Source organism: Dysgonomonas sp. 511 (assembly GCF_010501105.1).
Taxonomy (GTDB): domain Bacteria; phylum Bacteroidota; class Bacteroidia; order Bacteroidales; family Dysgonomonadaceae; genus Dysgonomonas.
This window is the reverse complement of record NZ_QVMQ01000029.1, coordinates 14,411-33,686: the sequence shown is the minus strand read 5'-3', so window position 1 is coordinate 33,686 and position 19,276 is coordinate 14,411. Positions and strand designations below refer to the sequence as shown.

Genomic DNA, 19,276 nt, shown 5'->3' with positions numbered 1-19,276 from the left:
GTTGTTCGCTCCAGTTCCAAAGCGGGTACAAAAGTAGAAAATCATTCCTTACAATACAAATTATTCACAATCTTTTTTTTGAAGTTTTTTAAGGGAAATCGGTAACAGGCTAAATATCAAAGTATAAAAATATGTTTTTCAACATATTTTTTCAAGGCTTTCAACTAATCAATCCCCAATTATAACGATTCCCCCCTAATCTTCTTAATTGCTGTTGCAGTATTTTGTTCTCAAGTTTTGATAATTCCGGATCTTTTTCGATAATTTTTTCAGCTACTTCGCGAGCTTTTTTCAAAATATCGCTATCGCGAACCAGGTCGGCTATGCGCAAATTGAATGGAATCCCACTCTGCTGAGTCCCCTCTAAATCTCCCGGACCTCGCAACTTGAGATCAGCTTCCGCTATTTCGAACCCATCGTTGCTCTCTACCATAATATCAATACGCTTGCGAGTATCGGCCGATAATTCATAAGGGGTGACTAATATGCAATAAGACTGGTCGGCTCCACGCCCTACCCGCCCCCGCAACTGATGAAGTTGCGATAATCCGAACCGTTGTGCCGATTCAATAACCATTACAGACGCATTCGGCACATTAACTCCCACTTCGATAACTGTGGTTGCCACCATTATTTGAGCTTCATTTCTCACAAAACGTTGCATCTCTTCATCCTTTTCCTTTGGCTTCATTTTCCCATGAACCTTGCAGACCGTATATTCAGGAAATGCTTCTTGTATATGGATAAAACCTTCTTCGAGATTTTTCAGGTCTAATTTTTCACTCTCTTCTATCAATGGATATACAATATATACCTGCCGCCCTTCTTGCAACTGCTTGTGTATGGAAGCATAGAGTGTTCCTCTTTTCTTGTCGTATTGGTGTATTGTTTGTATTGGTTTGCGGCCGGGAGGCAATTCGTCAATAACTGATACATCTAAATCTCCATATACCGTCATCGCCAAAGTGCGGGGAATGGGGGTTGCCGTCATCACCAATATATGGGGCGGATTGGTATTCTTCGTCCACAATTTGGCACGTTGAGCGACTCCGAAGCGATGCTGTTCGTCTATAACGACCAATCCCAGATTTGAGAACTGCACTGTATCTTCTATCAGCGCATGTGTTCCAATAAGTATATGTACTTCCCCGGTCAGCAATCCCTGATGAATCCGTTCCCTGTCTTTTTTTCGGGTAGAGCCTGTAAGAAGTTCGACATTAACATTGAGTCCTTCCAACATTTCTACTATTGTATAATAATGCTGTGTGGCTAATATTTCGGTAGGCGCCATCATTGCTGCCTGAAAGCCGTTATCGAGAGTTATCAGCATCAGCATGAGGGCAACCAGCGTTTTCCCGCTACCGACATCTCCCTGCAACAACCGGTTCATCTGCTCGCCGGTTGCCATATCTGCCCGGATTTCTTTTATTATACGTTTTTGTGCTCCTGTGAGCGGGAAAGGTAGATTCTTTTCGTAAAAAGAGTTTAGATAATCTCCGACTTTAGCAAACACGAAACCTTTGAGTTTGGATTTCCGCTCGGCTGTATATCTTAATATATTTAATTGTATATAAAACAATTCTTCGAACTTAAGACGGAACTGGGCTTCCCTCAGCAGTGCCGTATTCTCCGGAAAATGGACATTCCGTAAAGCCTGCTTCAGATCCATTAGCCTGCCTTCCGACAAAACTCCTTCCGGCAATGTTTCTGTTATGTTTCGCACAGCGGATGAAAATGCAGCCATCATAATTTTCTGAATCGCTTTCGAGTTCAGATAATGGTTTTTCATTTTCTCTGTCGTATTGTAATAAGGCATCAAGCCCGTCGGCCGCTCTTCCTCGTTGATATAAGGATCAATATCGGGATGGGCTATATTGAATTTATCTCCAAAAATTGTCGGTTTGCCAAATATTATATACGGGAAACCAACCCTGTATTTATCTTCTATAAATTTTGCTCCCTGAAACCATACAAGATCTATAAAACCTGTACCATCGGAAAAATGCGCAACCAGACGCCTTTTTCGCCCTTCTCCGAAAGTTTCGAATGCGGTAATACGTCCTTTCAATTGAATATAGGGCATATTCCCGTCTATCTCGTGTATATAATATATACGGCTGCGGTCTATATATTTGTAGGGAAAATAGTAGAGTAAATCTTCTACCGAATAAACATTAATTTCCTTATTCAGTATTTCTGCTTTTTTAGGCCCTACTCCTGCCAGGTATTTAATATCGGTTTGTGTATAATCCACAATCTTACTTCTTATAGATAATTAAATGATAAAGTTATTCAATTTGTTTGATATTTCCCGGCATTTATATCTTCATTGCTTCATTTATTAGCCATCGGTCACATACTTTTGTATGCTCCCTTCTGTCTAAAAATGAGCGGCTTCGCATCTAATCACTTTTTGAACACTTCTCTACAGAAACACAAAGAAGGTGTCCTTTTTTACTTTGGGGACACCTTCATCTTATAGTGTATTTGATCACAGTTTATTGTTGTGTTCCGTAAACTTCTTCGCATGGCTGAACGATCACCCAACCTTCTCCTTCAAATTTCATTTGGAAGCTTTCGCCGCTGCCTCTACCGATGAGAGTCTTGAGGGAAATATCTGTTTTCATTGTAGGAACCAGGCTGCCAGACCAAGCTACTGTGGCATTAGGGTCGGTAAATACAGGTTGCCCCGGCTTAACCAACAGTGTCATAGGATTGCCATGAGTGGTAATAGCTACATGACCTGTTCCGCTAAGTTGAGCCTGAAAAAGTCCACCGCCCATCATTCCGGCTACACTCTTCATCATCTTGATATCAGACTTCACAGAGTCTTCGTGTGCCAATATATCATTGCCATTAACTACTATTTTTTCGTTTTCGAGATACAATACACGTACCCTTTTTGCCACATCGGCAACATATACGCGTCCTGTTCCTGTTGTTTTCATCATAGTAGTACCTTCGCCCGATACTGTTTTCTTAAGGAGGTTTCCGATACCTTTGCTAAGCATACCTTCGCGTTCGAACTTAATATTTCCGGTATATGCTACCATCGCTCCTTTTTTAACCATCACGGTCTGATTGTCAACATTTAGCTCAAGCATATAAGGTCCTTCCAATTGGAAGAAATCTTTTTTCGACTCGTCTTGCGCTGTTTCTTCAATAAGTGCTTTAATTGAATACTGATTCATAATTGTAAAGTTTTTATTATTCGTGAATATGATTTTCTCTTTTAGCCCGCTAAAGTAGTACTTTTTCTATTAAATTGAAAGAAAAAATGTTCCGGTTTTATCAATCTTCAACCAAAGCAAAGTCTAACTGCTTACGTTCGAGATTTGCCCTTGCCACTTTTATTTTAAGTGCATCGCCCAAGCTATATGTACGCTTGGTACGGCGTCCGCGCAAACAGTAGTTTTTTTCATCAAATTCGTAGAAATCGTCATCCAAATCGCGAATAGGCACCATTCCCTCACATTTGTTTTCGTTGATCTCAGCATATAGCCCCCATTCCGTAATTCCGGAAATGACAGCATCAAACACTTGCCCTAGTTTATCGGACATAAACTCTACTTGTTTATACTTGATAGATGCACGTTCGGCACTTGCTGCCAATTGCTCCATATCGGAACTATGCTTACATTTCCCTTCATAAACCAGCTTGTTTACGCTACGTCCGCCATCGAGATAACGGGTAAGTAAGCGGTGAACCATCATATCGGGATATCGGCGGATAGGAGATGTAAAGTGCGTATAATACTCAAAAGCCAGCCCGTAGTGCCCTATATTGACGGTAGAATATACGGCCTTTGCCATAGCGCGAATGGCAATGGTAGAAATCAGATTTTCTTCCGGTTTGCCATTTACTTCGTCCAATAAATGGTTTATGGCTTTGGAGACTGCCGTTTTAGAACCGTCGACTTTTATCTTATAACCAAAACGACGAATAAATTCCGAAAGGTTCTCCATCTTTTCGCTATTCGGCAAATCGTGGATACGATAGACAAATGTCTTAGCCTTTTTACTTTTTGGCACATTGCCTATAAATTCGGCCACTGTACGGTTGGCTAGAAGCATAAACTCTTCTATCAGTTTATTCGCTTCTTTAGCATACTTGAAATATACGCTTATCGGTTTCCCGGTTTCGTCTATTTCGAATCTTACTTCGTGACGGTCGAAAGCTATTGCTCCACTTTCGAATCGTTTGCCTCTCAACTTCTTGGCAAGTTCATTAAGCTTCAGCACCTCCTCTTTGAAATCGCCCTCGCCTGTTTCTATTATATCCTGAGCCTCTTCGTAAGTAAAACGCCTGTCGGAATGTATTACTGTGCGAACAATGCGGTGCTTCTTGATATTGGCATTATCGTCCATTTCGAAAACCACAGAGTAACAAAGCTTGTCTTCATTCGGACGCAACGAGCATAGATTATTACTTATACGTTCGGGCAACATTGGGATTGTCCGGTCGACAAGATAGATAGATGTAGCACGGCTTTCGCCTTCTTTGTCTACTATATCCCCTTCTTCTACATAGTGCGTCACGTCGGCAATATGTACGCCTATCTCCCAGTTTCCGTTTTTAAGCTGCCTGACAGATAAGGCATCGTCAAAGTCTTTTGCATCACGCGGGTCGATGGTAAAGGTGGTGACATTTCTCATATCCTCACGTTTGGCCACCTCTTCGGCTGTTATTTCGTCCGATATTTTATTAGCTGCTGCTTCTACCTTTTCCGGATATTTATAAGGCAAGCCATACTCGGCAAGGATAGCGTTCATTTCGGTATCATTCTGCCCGGTTTGTCCAAGTATATCTATTACTTTGCCTATCGGGTTCTTTGCCCGTTGCGGCCATTCTACAATCTCAACAAGGGCTTTATCCCCATCTTTTCCGCCTTTCAACTTCTCTTTTGGTATAAAGATATCGTTTGCCAGCATCTTACTATCCATCACCAGAAAGGCAAATTGCTTTTGCACATCGAGTGTCCCTACAAACCGGTTTTGCTTACGTTCCAATATTTCGATAACCTCTGCCTCCGGATCACGACCTTTACGTTTTGCAAGCATCTGCACCTTTACGCGGTCGCCGCCCATAGCATGAGCCGAATTGCGCTCTGCGACGAAGATATGCGATTCTTCGGCATCGTCATCTGCCACAAAGAAGTTCTTTCCGTTGCTTCGCCTCTCAAATATGCCTTCGAGAAAAAGCCCGCGATTGTTTGATTTAAACTTACCTCGCGAGGTTTCTATAATAAAAGCATCTTCTACCAAGTCGAACAAAATATTGTTTACGACCTGTTTCTCGGCAGGTTTCTTAAAACCGAGCTTCTCGGCAACCTGCTTATAATTGAATGACTTATCCGAATTGCTGTTAAAAAAGTTAATTACAATATTCGTTATATCATTCTTTGTCTTTCGTTTATCTGTTTTGTGAGTCATTTTCTTTTTGCTCATATATTATACTTTAATAATTTAAATCTTGCATACCTCAAATGTACAAAAAAGAATCAATCCTACTACAGCAAATGCTCCATATGCAAGAAAATTGTGTAATTTTGTTCTCTGACTAAAACCAATAGCAATGCCTTGTATATTAAATATAGAGACAGCAACCGAAGTCTGTTCCGTAGCCATATCCCACGACGGCAAAATCATCTTTGCCAAAGAAGAGACTAAAGGCCCTTCGCATGCCGTTCTGCTCGGCGTATTCGTCGAAGAAGCTATGCAATACCTCCGGTCGCAAAACATTACCCTCGATGCCGTAGCCGTAAGTTGCGGTCCCGGTTCGTACACAGGGCTCAGGATCGGCGTGTCCGAAGCCAAAGGATTATGCTATGGGCTTGGCATACCGCTGATAGCGATAAACACACTCACCATAATGGCCTCAGGCCTACTTGCCACGCAAGCCATTGATACTAATACCCTCCTCTGCCCAATGATAGATGCACGCAGGATGGAGGTCTACGATACTGTCTTCGACGGCAGGATGGAAGAAGTACGTCCTGTAACCGCCGATATTATAGACGAAAACTCATTTAGTAATCTACTGGTTGACAACAAGATGATTTTCTTCGGCAACGGAGCAGGAAAATGTAAGGAAGTACTGCATCACCACAATGCAATTTTCGTAGAGGGTATATATCCACAGGCGACCAACATGTTTACACTGGCAGAAGAAGCCTATCAGGGTAAGGCTTTTGCCGATGTGGCCTATTTCGAGCCATTCTACCTCAAAGAATTCGTTGCCACTGTTCCCAAAAACAAGGTATTGCCCGGCAACAAATAAATAATTGCAGCAAGCCTGTAAGCCGGGTTCTGTTCCCTGCACGAAGCAGGGCGTTTGCCATTTATCTACGCCAGCCGTCACCGGATGGCTCTAGCGACCTACCCCCCGGCATCGGGCGGGCAGCCCTACATGCGCCGGTATACATGGTCTTACAACTCGCAAGTGGTACGGCTCTGTACGTCACCATACAGACCGGTAGGCTCTTACCCCACCTTTTCACCCTTACCCTGAGGCGGTTATTTTCTGCTACCTTAAACTCTGCCCTCGCAGACAGCTTCCCATTAAGAAGTACGATGCCCTGTGTTGCCCGGACTTTCCTCTTTCTGCCTAAAGGCAGCCAGCGACAAACCGGCCTGCTACAATCGGGGACAAAGATAGTATAAATTAATATCCCTTTCGGACTTTGGGAGCATCTTCTTTTAAAATAATGTCTAAGTAACTGTTTGAATTATATCGAAATTCATTAAAATAATAATGTGGGTTCGACATAATAGCATTTAGATATTACATCGAACTCACATTAAATTTAGAACAAAAAAAAACGGATTAAAAGCCTCAAGGAGTTTTAGACTGATACTTGTATCCATCTGTATTCAGATGCTGTCTGTATCTTTATCCAGTTACCGGGTCTCCGGTCAATAATTACAAATAATTGAGGGTCGAAAGTATAATACTCGGAAGAAACTTCCGCCTGTCTATAAGCTTTTACCTGAAAATCTATATAATAATAGTTTGGAGAATTGATATAAATCCATTTGTATGGAGATGCGGTAAGTATCTTTATCCAGTCTTCACCCTGGCGATCGATTACGATAACGTTTTGCGGAGCAAAAGCATGAGGCTGCATATTACTGTAGAACGATGGAGACGCATATGCATCTACGGGAGTCTTTATAGAGTAATAACCTTCGCTCATATTAATCCATCCCAAGCCATATCTTGTGTATACGCACTGCCACCCATCATTACTGTCTTTGATAAAGCCCAGAGGTATTTCATTTTCGGCAATAATACCGGAAAGTGTTGATGCTTCTTTGTATATTGTGCATGGTCTGCTGTAGTTTATATTACTATCGATCCATATATTCTGCTTCTTTGAGAAAGCGTATTCATATGAGGTATTAGTATAATATCCTGCCTGAAGCGACAAATCCATAAAATTCAGCCACCATTCCGGTGTTCTTTTCGGCGCACTGCTATTTCCGTAAGACAGGGATGCGATATCCGCCTGAATGCCTAATGCGATATCGGGCTCGACTGCCCTTATGCCATTTACTATATATGAATATTCATTAAGATAATCAGGAGCCAATAGGTCATCGCTCCAGTCTTGCGACGCTGTCTGGATGAAGAAAACATCTGGGTTAACTTCTTCTGCAATCCTTATCATGTCCAACCCAAAGTGTTCTCTTATCTCATCTAGTGTGCCACTTCTGATCCCCATACCCCATGATGCGAATAATGTGGCTGGGTTAGTCTCTTTTACTGCATTCTTTATTTGCATATTGAAATTGAGAACTGCATCGACCCTGAAATCCTGCCATTTCTCATACAATTCGGGATTTGACCTAATGGATGCAAAATCAGGCACTTCGCTATTTGGCTGATTCAGGTATTCATGGATAAACTTTTGCCGTGCATATAAGCTTACATCACCATAAAACCCGTTATTGTCGATCGTCTTCCATTCTGGAAAATACGATTCGGCAAATTCTATTCCAACAAAATCGTAGTTCCGCATAATTCTTTTTACCCGTTCAACCTGCCAGTTGACAAAATCGTCATTATGAAAAGAATAGAAATAGAGACCGGGGTAAGGAGTTAGGAATTCCATCGCCCATTCCTGTGGCAGCAAAGTCGGTTCATAGAAACAGTTTCCAAGCAGCATCAGCCATACACTAATCCCGTTTTCGTTCAACGCATCTAAGTAATCCTCCTTTAGTAGATCTGTATCTACGGGGGTAAAAAAGAAAAACGCAAAAGCGCCGAACTATAAAAATGTTTGAAACTGTTTATACATAAGGGATTAAGAGGTAAAAAGCAGATAGAACGTAATAAAAAGAAAAACGCAAAATGCGAATTACATGTTAACTGGGTGTTAAGTGCCCAGGTGAAAAGGAGGCTTAAACGCCTCTTTTTTGTTAAGTACCCCCGCTAAACGTGTTTAAAATGCAGATTTAAGGCTTAAACAGCATGTAAATAATAGCCATTAAAAATGGGCTTAAATAGCATTTAAACGGTGATTGAATGAGAGCTCGAAAACCCGCTTTTTTGCTCTTTTATGCCTTTGCGGGGGCAATAGGGGGGGCAAAAACTGGCTTTTTTTATCATTCAAAAATATACATAAAAGCAAAATAGTATATCTAAAACACAAAAAACGAAGATTAAAAGACCCCATAAAGCCACAAAAATAAATACATAATTTAAATCAAGTAGCTATTAGCCAATCTGTTATATTGTTTTTATGAATAACATTACCATTTTGCCGTATGAGTAACCGAAACAACGAGCGCCCAGTCGTATATCTCCTCGACTGGTATATCGTAAGGCGTGTAACCGTCCTCCTCATTGAAAGAAACGCATTTGATATAACCCTCCTTTTCAGACTCCTTTATTTGTTTAATTACAACCCCCTGAGAGGTTGCCAGGGCGTAGACTTGCCCCCACTGAATATAAGAACGACTCGTCCAAATTCGGCACGCTATCAGGTCGCCGTCGCAAATACTCCTATCAGGGTTTTTACGATTTATCATACTATCACCCCGCCCCTTTATAGAAAAATCATAATTACTAATAAAAGGTATTGATATTTGCTCACACTCATCAGCTCTGACGGCTAATGTAAAGCCGTTAGGGACTCCCAAAGCTCCATAAAAAGCATCTATATAAGGTCGAGGCTTGTAATTTGTATCTTCATAATGAGGCTTTTGTCCTTTTTCTTCCGACGTGCTGGACTCATTTTTATACTCATCTTGCTCGTTAAGCATATCGCCAGTACCAGTTATTAACCAGCTAATATTAAGCTGCGGATATTATACAGTAGCCAAACAGATAGCCTCCCAGTGCGGCTATAACTGCCAAAAAGCTCATATAGCTTATGTTCACATTACTTTTCATAGTTATTAAATCTGCTTATTATTTGTTTTTGTTGTTTTTCAGGTATTATTTGTTCTACATCTCACTCCAACAGGTTTAAAATATAAACAACAGTTATTAAAATGAAATATTCACGCCGCTAAATTATTAATATATTTTTAAAACACAAACTTATTTAAGAAAAAATATAAATAATAAAAAATCAAATATTAAATTATTTATAGATTGCAATTCCAAGCCTTCTGCGGAAATTACTACATAATGAGACAAGGCGGACAAATTTCGACAGCACAGCCATATATTAAAAACATCAGCAAAAAGGCGTGCATTCGTAATTTTATTTTGTTTATATTTGCATATCGATAAATTTTATACAAAACAGACCCATGCATAAAAAATTCTTTAAAGATATAGAGCGAGGTTCGAAAAATGGCATTATTAAAAAAAAGATAATAAGTCATTATATCACCAATGGAGACTCAACAATCGCAGATATTGCAAAGGTTTTCGACCTGAGCGTTCCTACTATGACTAAGCTTATAGTTGAGCTATGTGAAGATGGCTTTGTTGTAGATTACGGAAAAATAGAAACTACCGGAGGGCGTCGCCCCAATATTTATGGGCTAAATCCGATATCGGGTTATTTTATTGGAGTAGACATGAAGAACTCCTCGATAAACATCGGCCTCATCGATTTCAAAGGAGAAGTTGTAAAACTGGAAATGAACATTCCGGTAATAATAGGAAATACTAGCAGCGATCTGGATAAATTATGCGATATTATAGTCGACTTCATAAATCGTTCTTCGATAGAAAAAGGGAAGATACTTAATGTTCAGATTAATATCTCTGGACGGGTAAATCCACAAACCGGCTATAGTTATAGTATCTTTTATTTCGACGAAAGGCCATTGACGGAAGTAATCAGCAGCAAAATCGGGTGTAGTGTATCGATTGATAATGATACCCGGGCTATGACTTACGGAGAGTATATGACGGGAAATTACAGCGACAACAAGGATGTGCTTTTTGTTAATATAAGTTGGGGGCTTGCCGTTGGAATCATAATAGATGGTAAATTATATTACGGAAAGTCCGGCTTTTCCGGAGAATACGGTCATACAAGTGTATTTGACAACGAAATATTATGCCATTGCGGAAAAAAAGGATGTCTGGAAACAGAAGCGTCGGGTCTGGCAATGCATCGTATTTTTGTAGAGCGTTGCCTGAACGGAGAATCCTCTGTCTTGTCGAAAGACATAGAGGCTAATAAAAACATAACTCTGGAGAACATAATAGAGGCTATCAAAAAAGAAGACATGCTTGCCATTGAGATTGTAGAAGAAATTGGCAATAAACTAGGGAAAAGCATATCTGCTCTTATCAACCTATTTAATCCTGATATCGTTATTTTGGGAGGAGTATTATCTATGGCTGAGGATTATATCCTCTTGCCTTTCTATAGTGCAATAAAAAAGTATTCTCTGAATCTGGTAAACAAAGACTCTACGATAACCCTATCGAAGCTGAAAGAAAAATCGGGGGTCATAGGAGCATGCCTGCTTTCACAACATAATTTTCTAAAGAATATATAAACAATTGGGCAGATTGGCTCAAATTCAGATTATTACATCGAAAACAGCACTCCTTTCCCGAAATCTTAATGGGCTTATCTCCCTCCTGGGAAAAAAGGAAGGCAGAAAACAATAACGGAAAACACAAATACCAACTTCTCATCGCTACCTCTTTATATCTATATGTGGTGCAAATGTATAATATACAGCCACGTTCAGCCCATTCTGCTTGCCGGGAATCCACTTCGGCATTTTCTTTATCACATCTACAACACCCTTATTCACAGCATCGGAACACCCTCTGATCATCCGGATATCGGAGATACAACCATCTGCACCAACTACAAAGCGAACCACAAAGCGAGAGCAAAGGAACTCCTCTTCCGTAATCGACGGATACTTCATATTTTCGGCAAAAAACTTAAACATCTCGCCTTCACCACCCGGAAAAGAAGGCATCTACTCCACAACAACAAATGGCTTCACTGAATCTACCTTACAGGACAATGAATCCTGAGCCGAAAGACCTGACAAAATAAATAACAAAGCTGCCAGACAGATATTCCTCATAAGGCTCATAGTATCATCATTATGCCAACCCTTTTTGCCTTATCACTTCATAAATAAGCACTCCTGCCGCAACAGATACATTGAGCGACCCTATTGTCCCGAATTGTGGAATTTTCACCAAGGTATCGGCTATCCTCAGATTGTCGTTCGACACTCCCGTATCTTCAGCACCCATAACGATAGCCACAGGGCCTTTTACATCTACATTGGCATAAGCTTCTGCCCCTCTTTCGGTAGCTGCAACGACTTTGATTCCGCTATTTTTCAGGAAACGGATAGCATCGGTCAGGTTATCTTCCTTGCACACCGGAATTTTCAGCAAAGCCCCTGCCGATGTTTTCACTGCATCGGCGTTGACTGTTACACTGCCCTTGGCAGGTATCACAATGGCATCCACCCCGGCCACTTCGCAGGTGCGGGCAATGGCTCCGAAATTGCGCACATCGGTTATACCATCCAGAACAATGATAAACGGGTCTTTACCGTTTTCGTAAAGGAAGGGGATAATATCTTCAATCTTCTCGTAGGTAATGGCAGACAGGAAGGCTATCACACCCTGATGGTTTTTGCGGGTGAAACGGTCGAGCCGTTCGGCAGGAACGCGCTGCACCACAATATTGTGAGACTTGACCAAAGCAAACAATTCTTTCGACAAATCGCCCTGCAATTCGCGCCTTACTATTATTTTATCTATCTCTTTTCCGGCTTCTATGGCTTCTATCACAGCCCTGATACCGAAAATCATTTCTTTTTCCTTCATTATTATTTGTTGTTTTAGTTCTATCTTCCTATATCCGCAAGGGGCAAAGATACGCTAACTATGGAGAATATGAAAGCAATATGCCGCCCTATTATTCAGAATTATTTGACAGCCAAAACCTTTAACACGAAATAAATACGCACCCCATTATTACTTGAAGAAATTGACTATCTTTGCGCTAAATAAAAAATCGCAATACACATTGTTATGGAATACAACTTTAAGGACATCGAAGAGCGTTGGCACCGGTATTGGATAGACAACAAAACTTACAAGGTTAGAGAAGACAAAGACAAACCCAAATATTACGTCCTCGACATGTTTCCTTACCCTTCGGGGGCGGGCTTGCATGTAGGGCATCCGCTCGGATATATAGCCTCCGATATTTTCACCCGCTACAAAAGGCTGAAAGGCTTCAATGTGCTTCACCCGATGGGATATGACGCTTATGGCCTGCCTGCCGAACAGTATGCTATACAAACAGGGCAGCACCCTGCCATCACTACAGCGCAAAACATCGCCCGTTACCGCGAGCAGCTCGACAAGATAGGTTTTTCGTACGACTGGGACAGGGAAATACAAACCTGCGACCCACGCTATTATAAATGGACACAATGGGCTTTCATCCAAATGTTCAACAGTTACTACTGCTACGATGAGCAGCAAGCCCGCCCGATAAGCGAACTGGTGGAGGCATTCAGCCAGGTTGGCACAGAAGGCATAAACGTCGCTTGTAGCGAAGAACTTGAATTTACTGCCGACGAATGGAACGCGTATTCCGAAGAGAAAAAACAGGAAATCCTGTTGAACTACCGCATAGCTTACCGTAGCGAAACCACCGTAAACTGGTGTCAGGAACTTGGCACAGTATTGGCAAACGACGAGGTTATCAACGGCTTGTCGGAACGCGGAGGGCATCCCGTAGAACAACGCCTGATGCGCCAATGGAGCCTTCGCGTATCTGCTTATGCGCAACGCCTGCTCGATGGATTGGACAAAATAGACTGGAGCGAATCTATTAAAGAAACTCAACGCAACTGGATAGGACGTAGCGAAGGGGCTGAAATACACCTCCCCCTAGCCCCCTCCAAAAGAGGGGGAACGGAGTTACCTCCCAACCACACGACAAACAAATTGGATTGGAACGCCAATATAGATAATGCAAAAGAAAACAGGAAAAACCCTACTGAAGCCGAGAATGCCCTTTGGCAAATGTTAAGAAATAAAAACATCGGATATAAATTCAGAAGGCAACATTTAATAGAACAATTCATTGTCGATTTCGTATGTTTTGAAAAGTCGCTCATTATTGAAGTAGACGGGAAATATCACAACGACCCAGTTCAAAAAGAATACGACGAGCAACGATCAAAAGCATTGGAAGAACTTGGTTACTCTATCCTACGCTTTACAAACGAAGAGGTAATAGTAAACACAGATGAAGTTCTAAACAAAATAGAATCATTTTGCTCAGCCAAAGTCCCCTCTATTGGAGGGGATTTAGGGGAGGTGGTTATCTTCACCACCCGCCCCGACACCATCTTCGGTGTAACATTTATGGTGCTTGCTCCCGAAAGCGAATATGTAGCACAGGTAACTAAAGCCGATCAAAAAGAAGAGGTAGACGCATATCTTGCCGCTACTAAACGCCGTACCGAACGCGACCGCCTGATGGACAAGAAAGTGTCGGGGGTATTCACAGGCTCTTACGCCATCAACCCATTCAATGGTAAAGAAGTGCCTATCTGGATATCGGACTACGTGCTTGCCGGATACGGAACAGGAGCCATCATGGCAGTACCGGGACACGACAGCCGCGACTATGCTTTTGCCAAACATTTCGGGTTGCCTATCATCCCACTGATAGAAGGTTGCGATGTATCGGAAGAAAGCTTCGATGCCAAAGAGGGAATTATGATGAACTCCGGTTTCCTCAACGGATTAACCGTAAAAGATGCCATAGAAAAAGCGCGCCAATACATAAAAGAAAACGATCTGGGACGCATCAAGGTGAATTACCGCCTGCGCGATGCCATCTTCTCGCGCCAACGCTATTGGGGCGAGCCTTTCCCTGTTTACTATAAAGGTGAATTGCCATATATGCTACCTGTAGATAAATTGCCGTTGGAATTGCCGGAAGTAGACAAATACCTGCCGACAGAGACGGGCGAACCGCCATTGGGACGCGCTACGAAATGGGCATGGGATACAGTGAACGAAGTAGTAGTTGACAATTCGAAAATCGACAATAAAACCATATTCCCATTAGAGCTTAACACCATGCCGGGCTTCGCAGGCTCGTCAGCCTACTACCTTCACTATATGGATCCGTACAATGACAAGGAACTGGTTTCGAAGGAGAAAGATGAATACTGGCGCAATGTAGACCTGTATATAGGAGGTACGGAGCATGCTACAGGGCACTTGATATACAGCCGTTTCTGGGACAAGTTCTTATATGATATAAATGTTTCGTGCGAAGAAGAGCCTTTCAAGAAGCTGATTAACCAGGGAATGATACAGGGACGGAGCAATTTTGTGTATCGGATAAACGGTACGAATAAATTTGTTTCGTACAACCTGAAAGACCAATACGAAACCACCCAGTTGCATGTAGATGTAAATATCGTAAGCAATGACATACTCGACATCGACAAGTTTAAGGCCTGGAGGCCGGAATATGCCAATGCTGAGTTCATTCTCGAAGACGGCAAATACATCTGCGGCTGGACTGTAGAGAAAATGTCGAAATCGTACCACAATGTTGTAAATCCGGATGATATTGCCGACAAATACGGAGCTGATACGCTTCGCATATACGAAATGTTCCTTGGACCATTGGAACAATCGAAACCGTGGGATACTAATGGTATAGACGGGGTACACCGCTTCCTTCGCAAAATGTGGGGATTGTTCTACAAGGGTGAAGACTTTGCTGTAACAGACGAGCAGCCTACAAAAGAAGAACTGAAGACGCTACACAAGCTGATAAAGAAAGTATCGGGCGACATAGAGACCTTCTCTTTCAACACGTCTGTCTCGGCATTTATGATCTGCGTAAATGAACTTACAGCAGCAAAATGCAATAAGAAAGCCATACTACAGGAACTACTTATCGTACTAGCTCCATTTGCCCCATTCGTTACCGAAGAACTTTGGCACGCTTTAGGCAATAAAGGCTCAATCTTTGATGCCGAATGGCCTGCATTCAACGAGGAATATCTTGCAGAAGACAGTTTCAAATATGGCATAGCCTTCAACGGCAAAGTGCGTTTCGAAATAGAGTTTCCTGCAAACATCACCCCTAAAGAGGTGGAAGATACTGTATTGGCACACGAGTCGGCTCAGAAATGGCTGGACGGAAAAACCCCTAAAAAGGTTATCTTTGTACCTAAGAAAATGGTAAATGTAGTTCTCTAATACATCTCTAGCCATGCCGAAAAGATATCTTAAAGATTTTTATTGGAAAGACTATGCTGTAATATTCGTTGGTCTTACCATATATGCTATCGGGCTAATCGGTTTTATCAAACCAGTAGGTATAGTAACCGGAGGACTAACCGGTATCGCCCTATTGATAGAATATGCGACCAGCTCGCGCATACCGTTGCAATATACCTATTTTGTGATAAACTGCCTGCTCCTGGTTTTTGCCCTGAAAATATTAGGAGTAAAATTTCTGGTAAAAACCATATTCGGCGTATTCGTACTGACCGGATTATTGACACTTTGCCAAATGTTTATAGAAGAACCTCTGGTGAAGAACGAGCCTCTCTTGTCGGGGGTTATCGGAGGTATGATGTGCGGTACGGGAATAGCATTGGTATTCAGTGCCAATGGTAGTACCGGGGGTACGGATATTGTAGTAGCCATTATCAATAAATATAAGAATATCACTTTTGGCAGGGGGATGCTCCTGTGCGATTTCACTATCATATCCTGCTCTTATTTCTTATTTCAGGATTATCAGAAGATAGTATATGGACTTCTGGTAATGGGAGTAATGAGCTACTGTATCGATATGGTTATAAATGGTTTCAGGCAATCGATACAAGTGATGATTTTTTCGAAAAAGCATGAATTGATAGCCGATGCCATAAATAATGAATTGCGAAGGGGATGTACCGTACTCGACGGAACGGGCTGGTACACCAAAGAGCCAACCAAAGTGATTGTAGTGCTGGCAAAGCGAACAGAAGCTAATGAATTGTTCCGCCTGATAAAAAGCGTTGATGAGAATGCCTTTATCTCGCAAAGCACCGTCCGGGGGGTATATGGGGAAGGGTTCGACAAGATGAGATAGTGCCCCTCATTGGCTACGCTTCGCTCCGCCGGATGTTGGTTGTTTCCCCAATAGGCAGGGTCGTTAAGTTCTGATTATATCTTCCCCGTCATGCCAACATCAGGATGACAGGCAAGAATTAGCTTTTATAGCGAAGCCATGAATAAAACAGTCATTTTTTTGTGATTTTATTCTTACAACTTTATCTATATAAGGCTCTTTGACACCCCGTGGGGAATACTTTTAGGCAAAGCCATGATAAGGAAAAAAGTAACAATGAGAAAAAGAGAAAAAGGTGTTACATGTGTTACTTTTTGCCACCTCACTCCCCGCTCTCTCCAATGGGAGAGAGAGCCGCAAAGCCACGGCAAGAGAGAAGAAAATAACAATGGAAAATGATAAAAAAGGTGTTACATGTGTTACTTTTTGCCACCTCACTCCCCGCTCTCTCCAATGGGAGAGAGAGCCGCAAAGCCACGACAAGAGAGAGGAAAGTAACAATGAAAAAAGATAAAAAAGGTGTTACATGTGTTACTTTTTGGAGAGACACAAGACATCTGTAAACGGGTTGGGTGCTGATAAAAACATGAACTTATGTCTCGTATCTTGTTTACTTGTATCTAAATATCAACTATTGGCTGTTAACTGTAAAATATGGATTATCACTCCTACTATATCGTCTTAATTATAATCTGGGGGCTTGCCGTCTTGTTCTGTACAAGAGAGGTTAGGCTGGCAGATCAACTATCGTCCCAGAATAGCAAATACCTTCTCTGGACGCAGATAGTACTTTTTGTCGGCATTCTGATAAGAACCATACATCTTGACGTTCCTTTGGGTACATTTGTAGACGAAACAATCAGCGCATACGATTCGTGGTGCCTGGCAAATTACGGAGTAGACCAGCATCTGGCTTCTTATCCCGTTTACCTGAAATCGTGGGGAACAGGGCAAAGTGCAGTATATGCCTATCTGGGCATTCCCTTTATCAAGTTATTCGGATTTTCGATACCCGTCTACAGGCTGCCGATGGCGATAGTGAGTTGCGCCAGCCTCGTTATATTCTATTACACACTGAGAAAGTCGAAGATTGACCACCTGCTGCTGTTTGTCATCATATTATTCCTTGTTGCCAACCCCTGGCATTTGATGAAGAGCCGTTGGGCGCTCGATTGCAATTTAGCCCCCGACTTCTTATTAATCTGTATCAGTCTTTTTATACTTGGCTACAAGCATACATCTCACCGGCTGAGAAGCGTACTCTATCTATCGGCATGTATCTTCCTTGCCCTAGCAGCATACAGTTATGCTGTGAGCTGGTTTATGATGCCGTTCTTCTGCATTTTCTTATATATCTTCCTATACAGAAACGGGAAAATAGACCTTAGGCAATCGTTGTATTGCATTGCCTTGTTGATAGTATTGCTCTTGCCGCTTGTTCTTTTTGCCTATTCTACAGTGAGCGAGGGCGAACAGTACCAGCTTGGCCCTATAACAATCACAGCTTTGGACAGAAGCCGCCACGAAGAAACCACCATTATCGGGCTTCCGGGGGCAATCTACCTTTTTATCAAAAATATGCGATGGGCATTCGATATATTAACCACCGGGTTCGATGCTGCACGATGGAACTCATTTCCATTCTTCGGCCAGTTCTACAACGTTATATTTATGCCTTTTATCTTGTGGGCTATCTTTTGCCTGCGGAAGAAAAATGCCCGCAATTTATTCGACAACATATTCTTTATCTGGCTGTTTTCTACTCTCCCGATCCTGTTATTGGTAACGCCGAATGTCAACCACTGGAATATGGTCTGGCTGCCTGTTATATACTTTGCAGCGAGAGGCATATATTTTGTAATACAACAGATATCATGGTCTAAATACCCGGTTATTATAGGAATCCTTGTGCTTTTCGGCGCTTTTGCGAAAGAATATATAGCGTATAATACAAGGTCGAACCCAACACCGTATCCCTGGGGATTTGTGACGGGTTATGAGGAATTACTGGATTTTGCTAAGACGAAGCAGTTAGACAGTATTATATTCGATACACATTACCCGCGCATTCTATTTCACGAACCAATCGACCCATACTTCTACAATTCGGTAAAAATAGAAGCAGACAAAAACGGATACAAGGAAAACCGGGGATATCTCAACTATAGGGTCTACAAACCCGACAGTATAGTACCATTGGCTAAAACCGGGTATATAATCAGTAAATGGGAATTGGAAAAATATGAGATTGATACTACTCTATTTCAGAAGAAACAGGGGGATGGGTTTACCTTATATTGGAATGATTGATGGGTTTGAAGAATAAAAATTATCTGCATACGAGGTGGTGAAACTCCATGATAGAGAGGAGGAAAGTAAAGAGACGGATACCTTCGGGATAAGATTCTTTCAAAATATTTCCATTTTCTTTTGCACGGAAAGAAAAATGTTCTATCTTTGCACACGCAAAACGGTCATGGTGCCATAGCTCAGTTGGTAGAGCAAAGGACTGAAAATCCTTGTGTCCCCGGTTCGATTCCTGGTGGCACCACTGAAAAATAATTGTAAAACGTTGTAATTGAATAAATTACAGCGTTTTTTCTTTTTAGTCGGGTAAACATAGGTTAAACATTTAGATGATTAATGACTAAATACCTTATAATTAGATATTTACATTTGCAAATATAAGATATTTTTAGTAACTTCAAGTAATT

Annotated in this window: 12 protein-coding genes, 1 tRNA gene and 1 other RNA gene; 6 read left to right on the top strand and 8 right to left on the bottom strand. The window is 41.7% G+C overall.

The annotated features are described in order from the left end of the window. Positions 1 to 160: 160 nt before the first annotated feature. The 3 genes from recG to rnr form a co-directional block, all read right to left on the bottom strand. Positions 161 to 2,257 carry an ATP-dependent DNA helicase RecG gene (gene recG / locus D0T57_RS12675; protein ID WP_163273861.1) on the bottom strand — a complete coding sequence of 699 codons (2,097 nt, stop codon included), beginning with the start codon at positions 2,255 to 2,257 and terminating at the stop codon, positions 161 to 163. Between the two features lie 241 nt (positions 2,258 to 2,498). After that, positions 2,499 to 3,191: an AIM24 family protein gene (locus tag D0T57_RS12670; RefSeq protein ID WP_163273860.1), complete on the bottom strand. Its 693-nt coding sequence runs from the start codon at positions 3,189 to 3,191 to the stop codon at positions 2,499 to 2,501. 100 nt (positions 3,192 to 3,291) lie between these two features. Then, complete coding sequence (gene rnr, locus D0T57_RS12665; RefSeq protein WP_163273859.1) at positions 3,292 to 5,448, bottom strand: ribonuclease R; 2,157 nt, start codon at positions 5,446 to 5,448, stop codon at positions 3,292 to 3,294. 127 nt (positions 5,449 to 5,575) lie between these two features. Between rnr and tsaB the strand changes: the two genes are divergently transcribed. Beyond that, the gene (gene tsaB, locus D0T57_RS12660; protein WP_163273858.1) at positions 5,576 to 6,280 is read left to right on the top strand and encodes a tRNA (adenosine(37)-N6)-threonylcarbamoyltransferase complex dimerization subunit type 1 TsaB; all 705 of its coding nucleotides are present in this window, start codon (positions 5,576 to 5,578) and stop codon (positions 6,278 to 6,280) included. Between the two features lie 2 nt (positions 6,281 to 6,282). Here the strand turns inward: tsaB and rnpB are convergent. The 3 genes from rnpB to D0T57_RS12645 all read right to left on the bottom strand — a co-directional run bounded on the left by rnpB (position 6,283) and on the right by D0T57_RS12645 (position 9,267). Further along, positions 6,283 to 6,640, bottom strand: an RNA gene (gene rnpB, locus D0T57_RS12655) — RNase P RNA component class A. Positions 6,641 to 6,845: 205 nt separating this feature from the next. Continuing rightward, positions 6,846 to 8,198, bottom strand: coding sequence for a hypothetical protein (locus D0T57_RS12650; protein WP_163273857.1), 1,353 nt, complete (start codon positions 8,196 to 8,198; stop codon positions 6,846 to 6,848). A 556-nt stretch (positions 8,199 to 8,754) separates the two neighbouring features. Next, positions 8,755 to 9,267, bottom strand: a complete 513-nt coding sequence (locus tag D0T57_RS12645) for a S24 family peptidase (RefSeq protein ID WP_163273856.1) — start codon at positions 9,265 to 9,267, stop codon at positions 8,755 to 8,757. A gap of 495 nt (positions 9,268 to 9,762) precedes the next feature. Between D0T57_RS12645 and D0T57_RS12640 the strand changes: the two genes are divergently transcribed. After that, the gene (locus D0T57_RS12640) at positions 9,763 to 10,971 is read left to right on the top strand and encodes an ROK family protein (RefSeq protein WP_163273855.1); all 1,209 of its coding nucleotides are present in this window, start codon (positions 9,763 to 9,765) and stop codon (positions 10,969 to 10,971) included. A gap of 144 nt (positions 10,972 to 11,115) precedes the next feature. Here the strand turns inward: D0T57_RS12640 and D0T57_RS12635 are convergent, their stop codons facing one another. Beyond that, on the bottom strand, positions 11,116 to 11,409 hold the full coding sequence (locus tag D0T57_RS12635) for an energy transducer TonB (protein WP_163273854.1): 294 nt from the start codon (positions 11,407 to 11,409) through the stop codon (positions 11,116 to 11,118). Between the two features lie 130 nt (positions 11,410 to 11,539). Continuing rightward, on the bottom strand, positions 11,540 to 12,280 hold the full coding sequence (rlmB, locus tag D0T57_RS12630; RefSeq protein ID WP_163273853.1) for a 23S rRNA (guanosine(2251)-2'-O)-methyltransferase RlmB: 741 nt from the start codon (positions 12,278 to 12,280) through the stop codon (positions 11,540 to 11,542). A 207-nt stretch (positions 12,281 to 12,487) separates the two neighbouring features. Between rlmB and leuS the strand changes: the two genes are divergently transcribed. The 4 genes from leuS to D0T57_RS12610 all read left to right on the top strand — a co-directional run bounded on the left by leuS (position 12,488) and on the right by D0T57_RS12610 (position 19,113). After that, complete coding sequence (gene leuS, locus D0T57_RS12625; protein WP_163273852.1) at positions 12,488 to 15,700, top strand: leucine--tRNA ligase; 3,213 nt, start codon at positions 12,488 to 12,490, stop codon at positions 15,698 to 15,700. 13 nt (positions 15,701 to 15,713) lie between these two features. Beyond that, on the top strand, positions 15,714 to 16,583 hold the full coding sequence (locus D0T57_RS12620) for a YitT family protein (protein ID WP_163273851.1): 870 nt from the start codon (positions 15,714 to 15,716) through the stop codon (positions 16,581 to 16,583). Positions 16,584 to 17,216: 633 nt separating this feature from the next. Next, entirely contained in the window at positions 17,217 to 18,872 is a 1,656-nt protein-coding gene (locus D0T57_RS12615; RefSeq protein WP_163273850.1) for a hypothetical protein, read from the top strand. Between the two features lie 168 nt (positions 18,873 to 19,040). Continuing rightward, positions 19,041 to 19,113, top strand: a tRNA-Phe gene (locus tag D0T57_RS12610). The last annotated feature ends 163 nt before the right edge of the window (positions 19,114 to 19,276 follow it).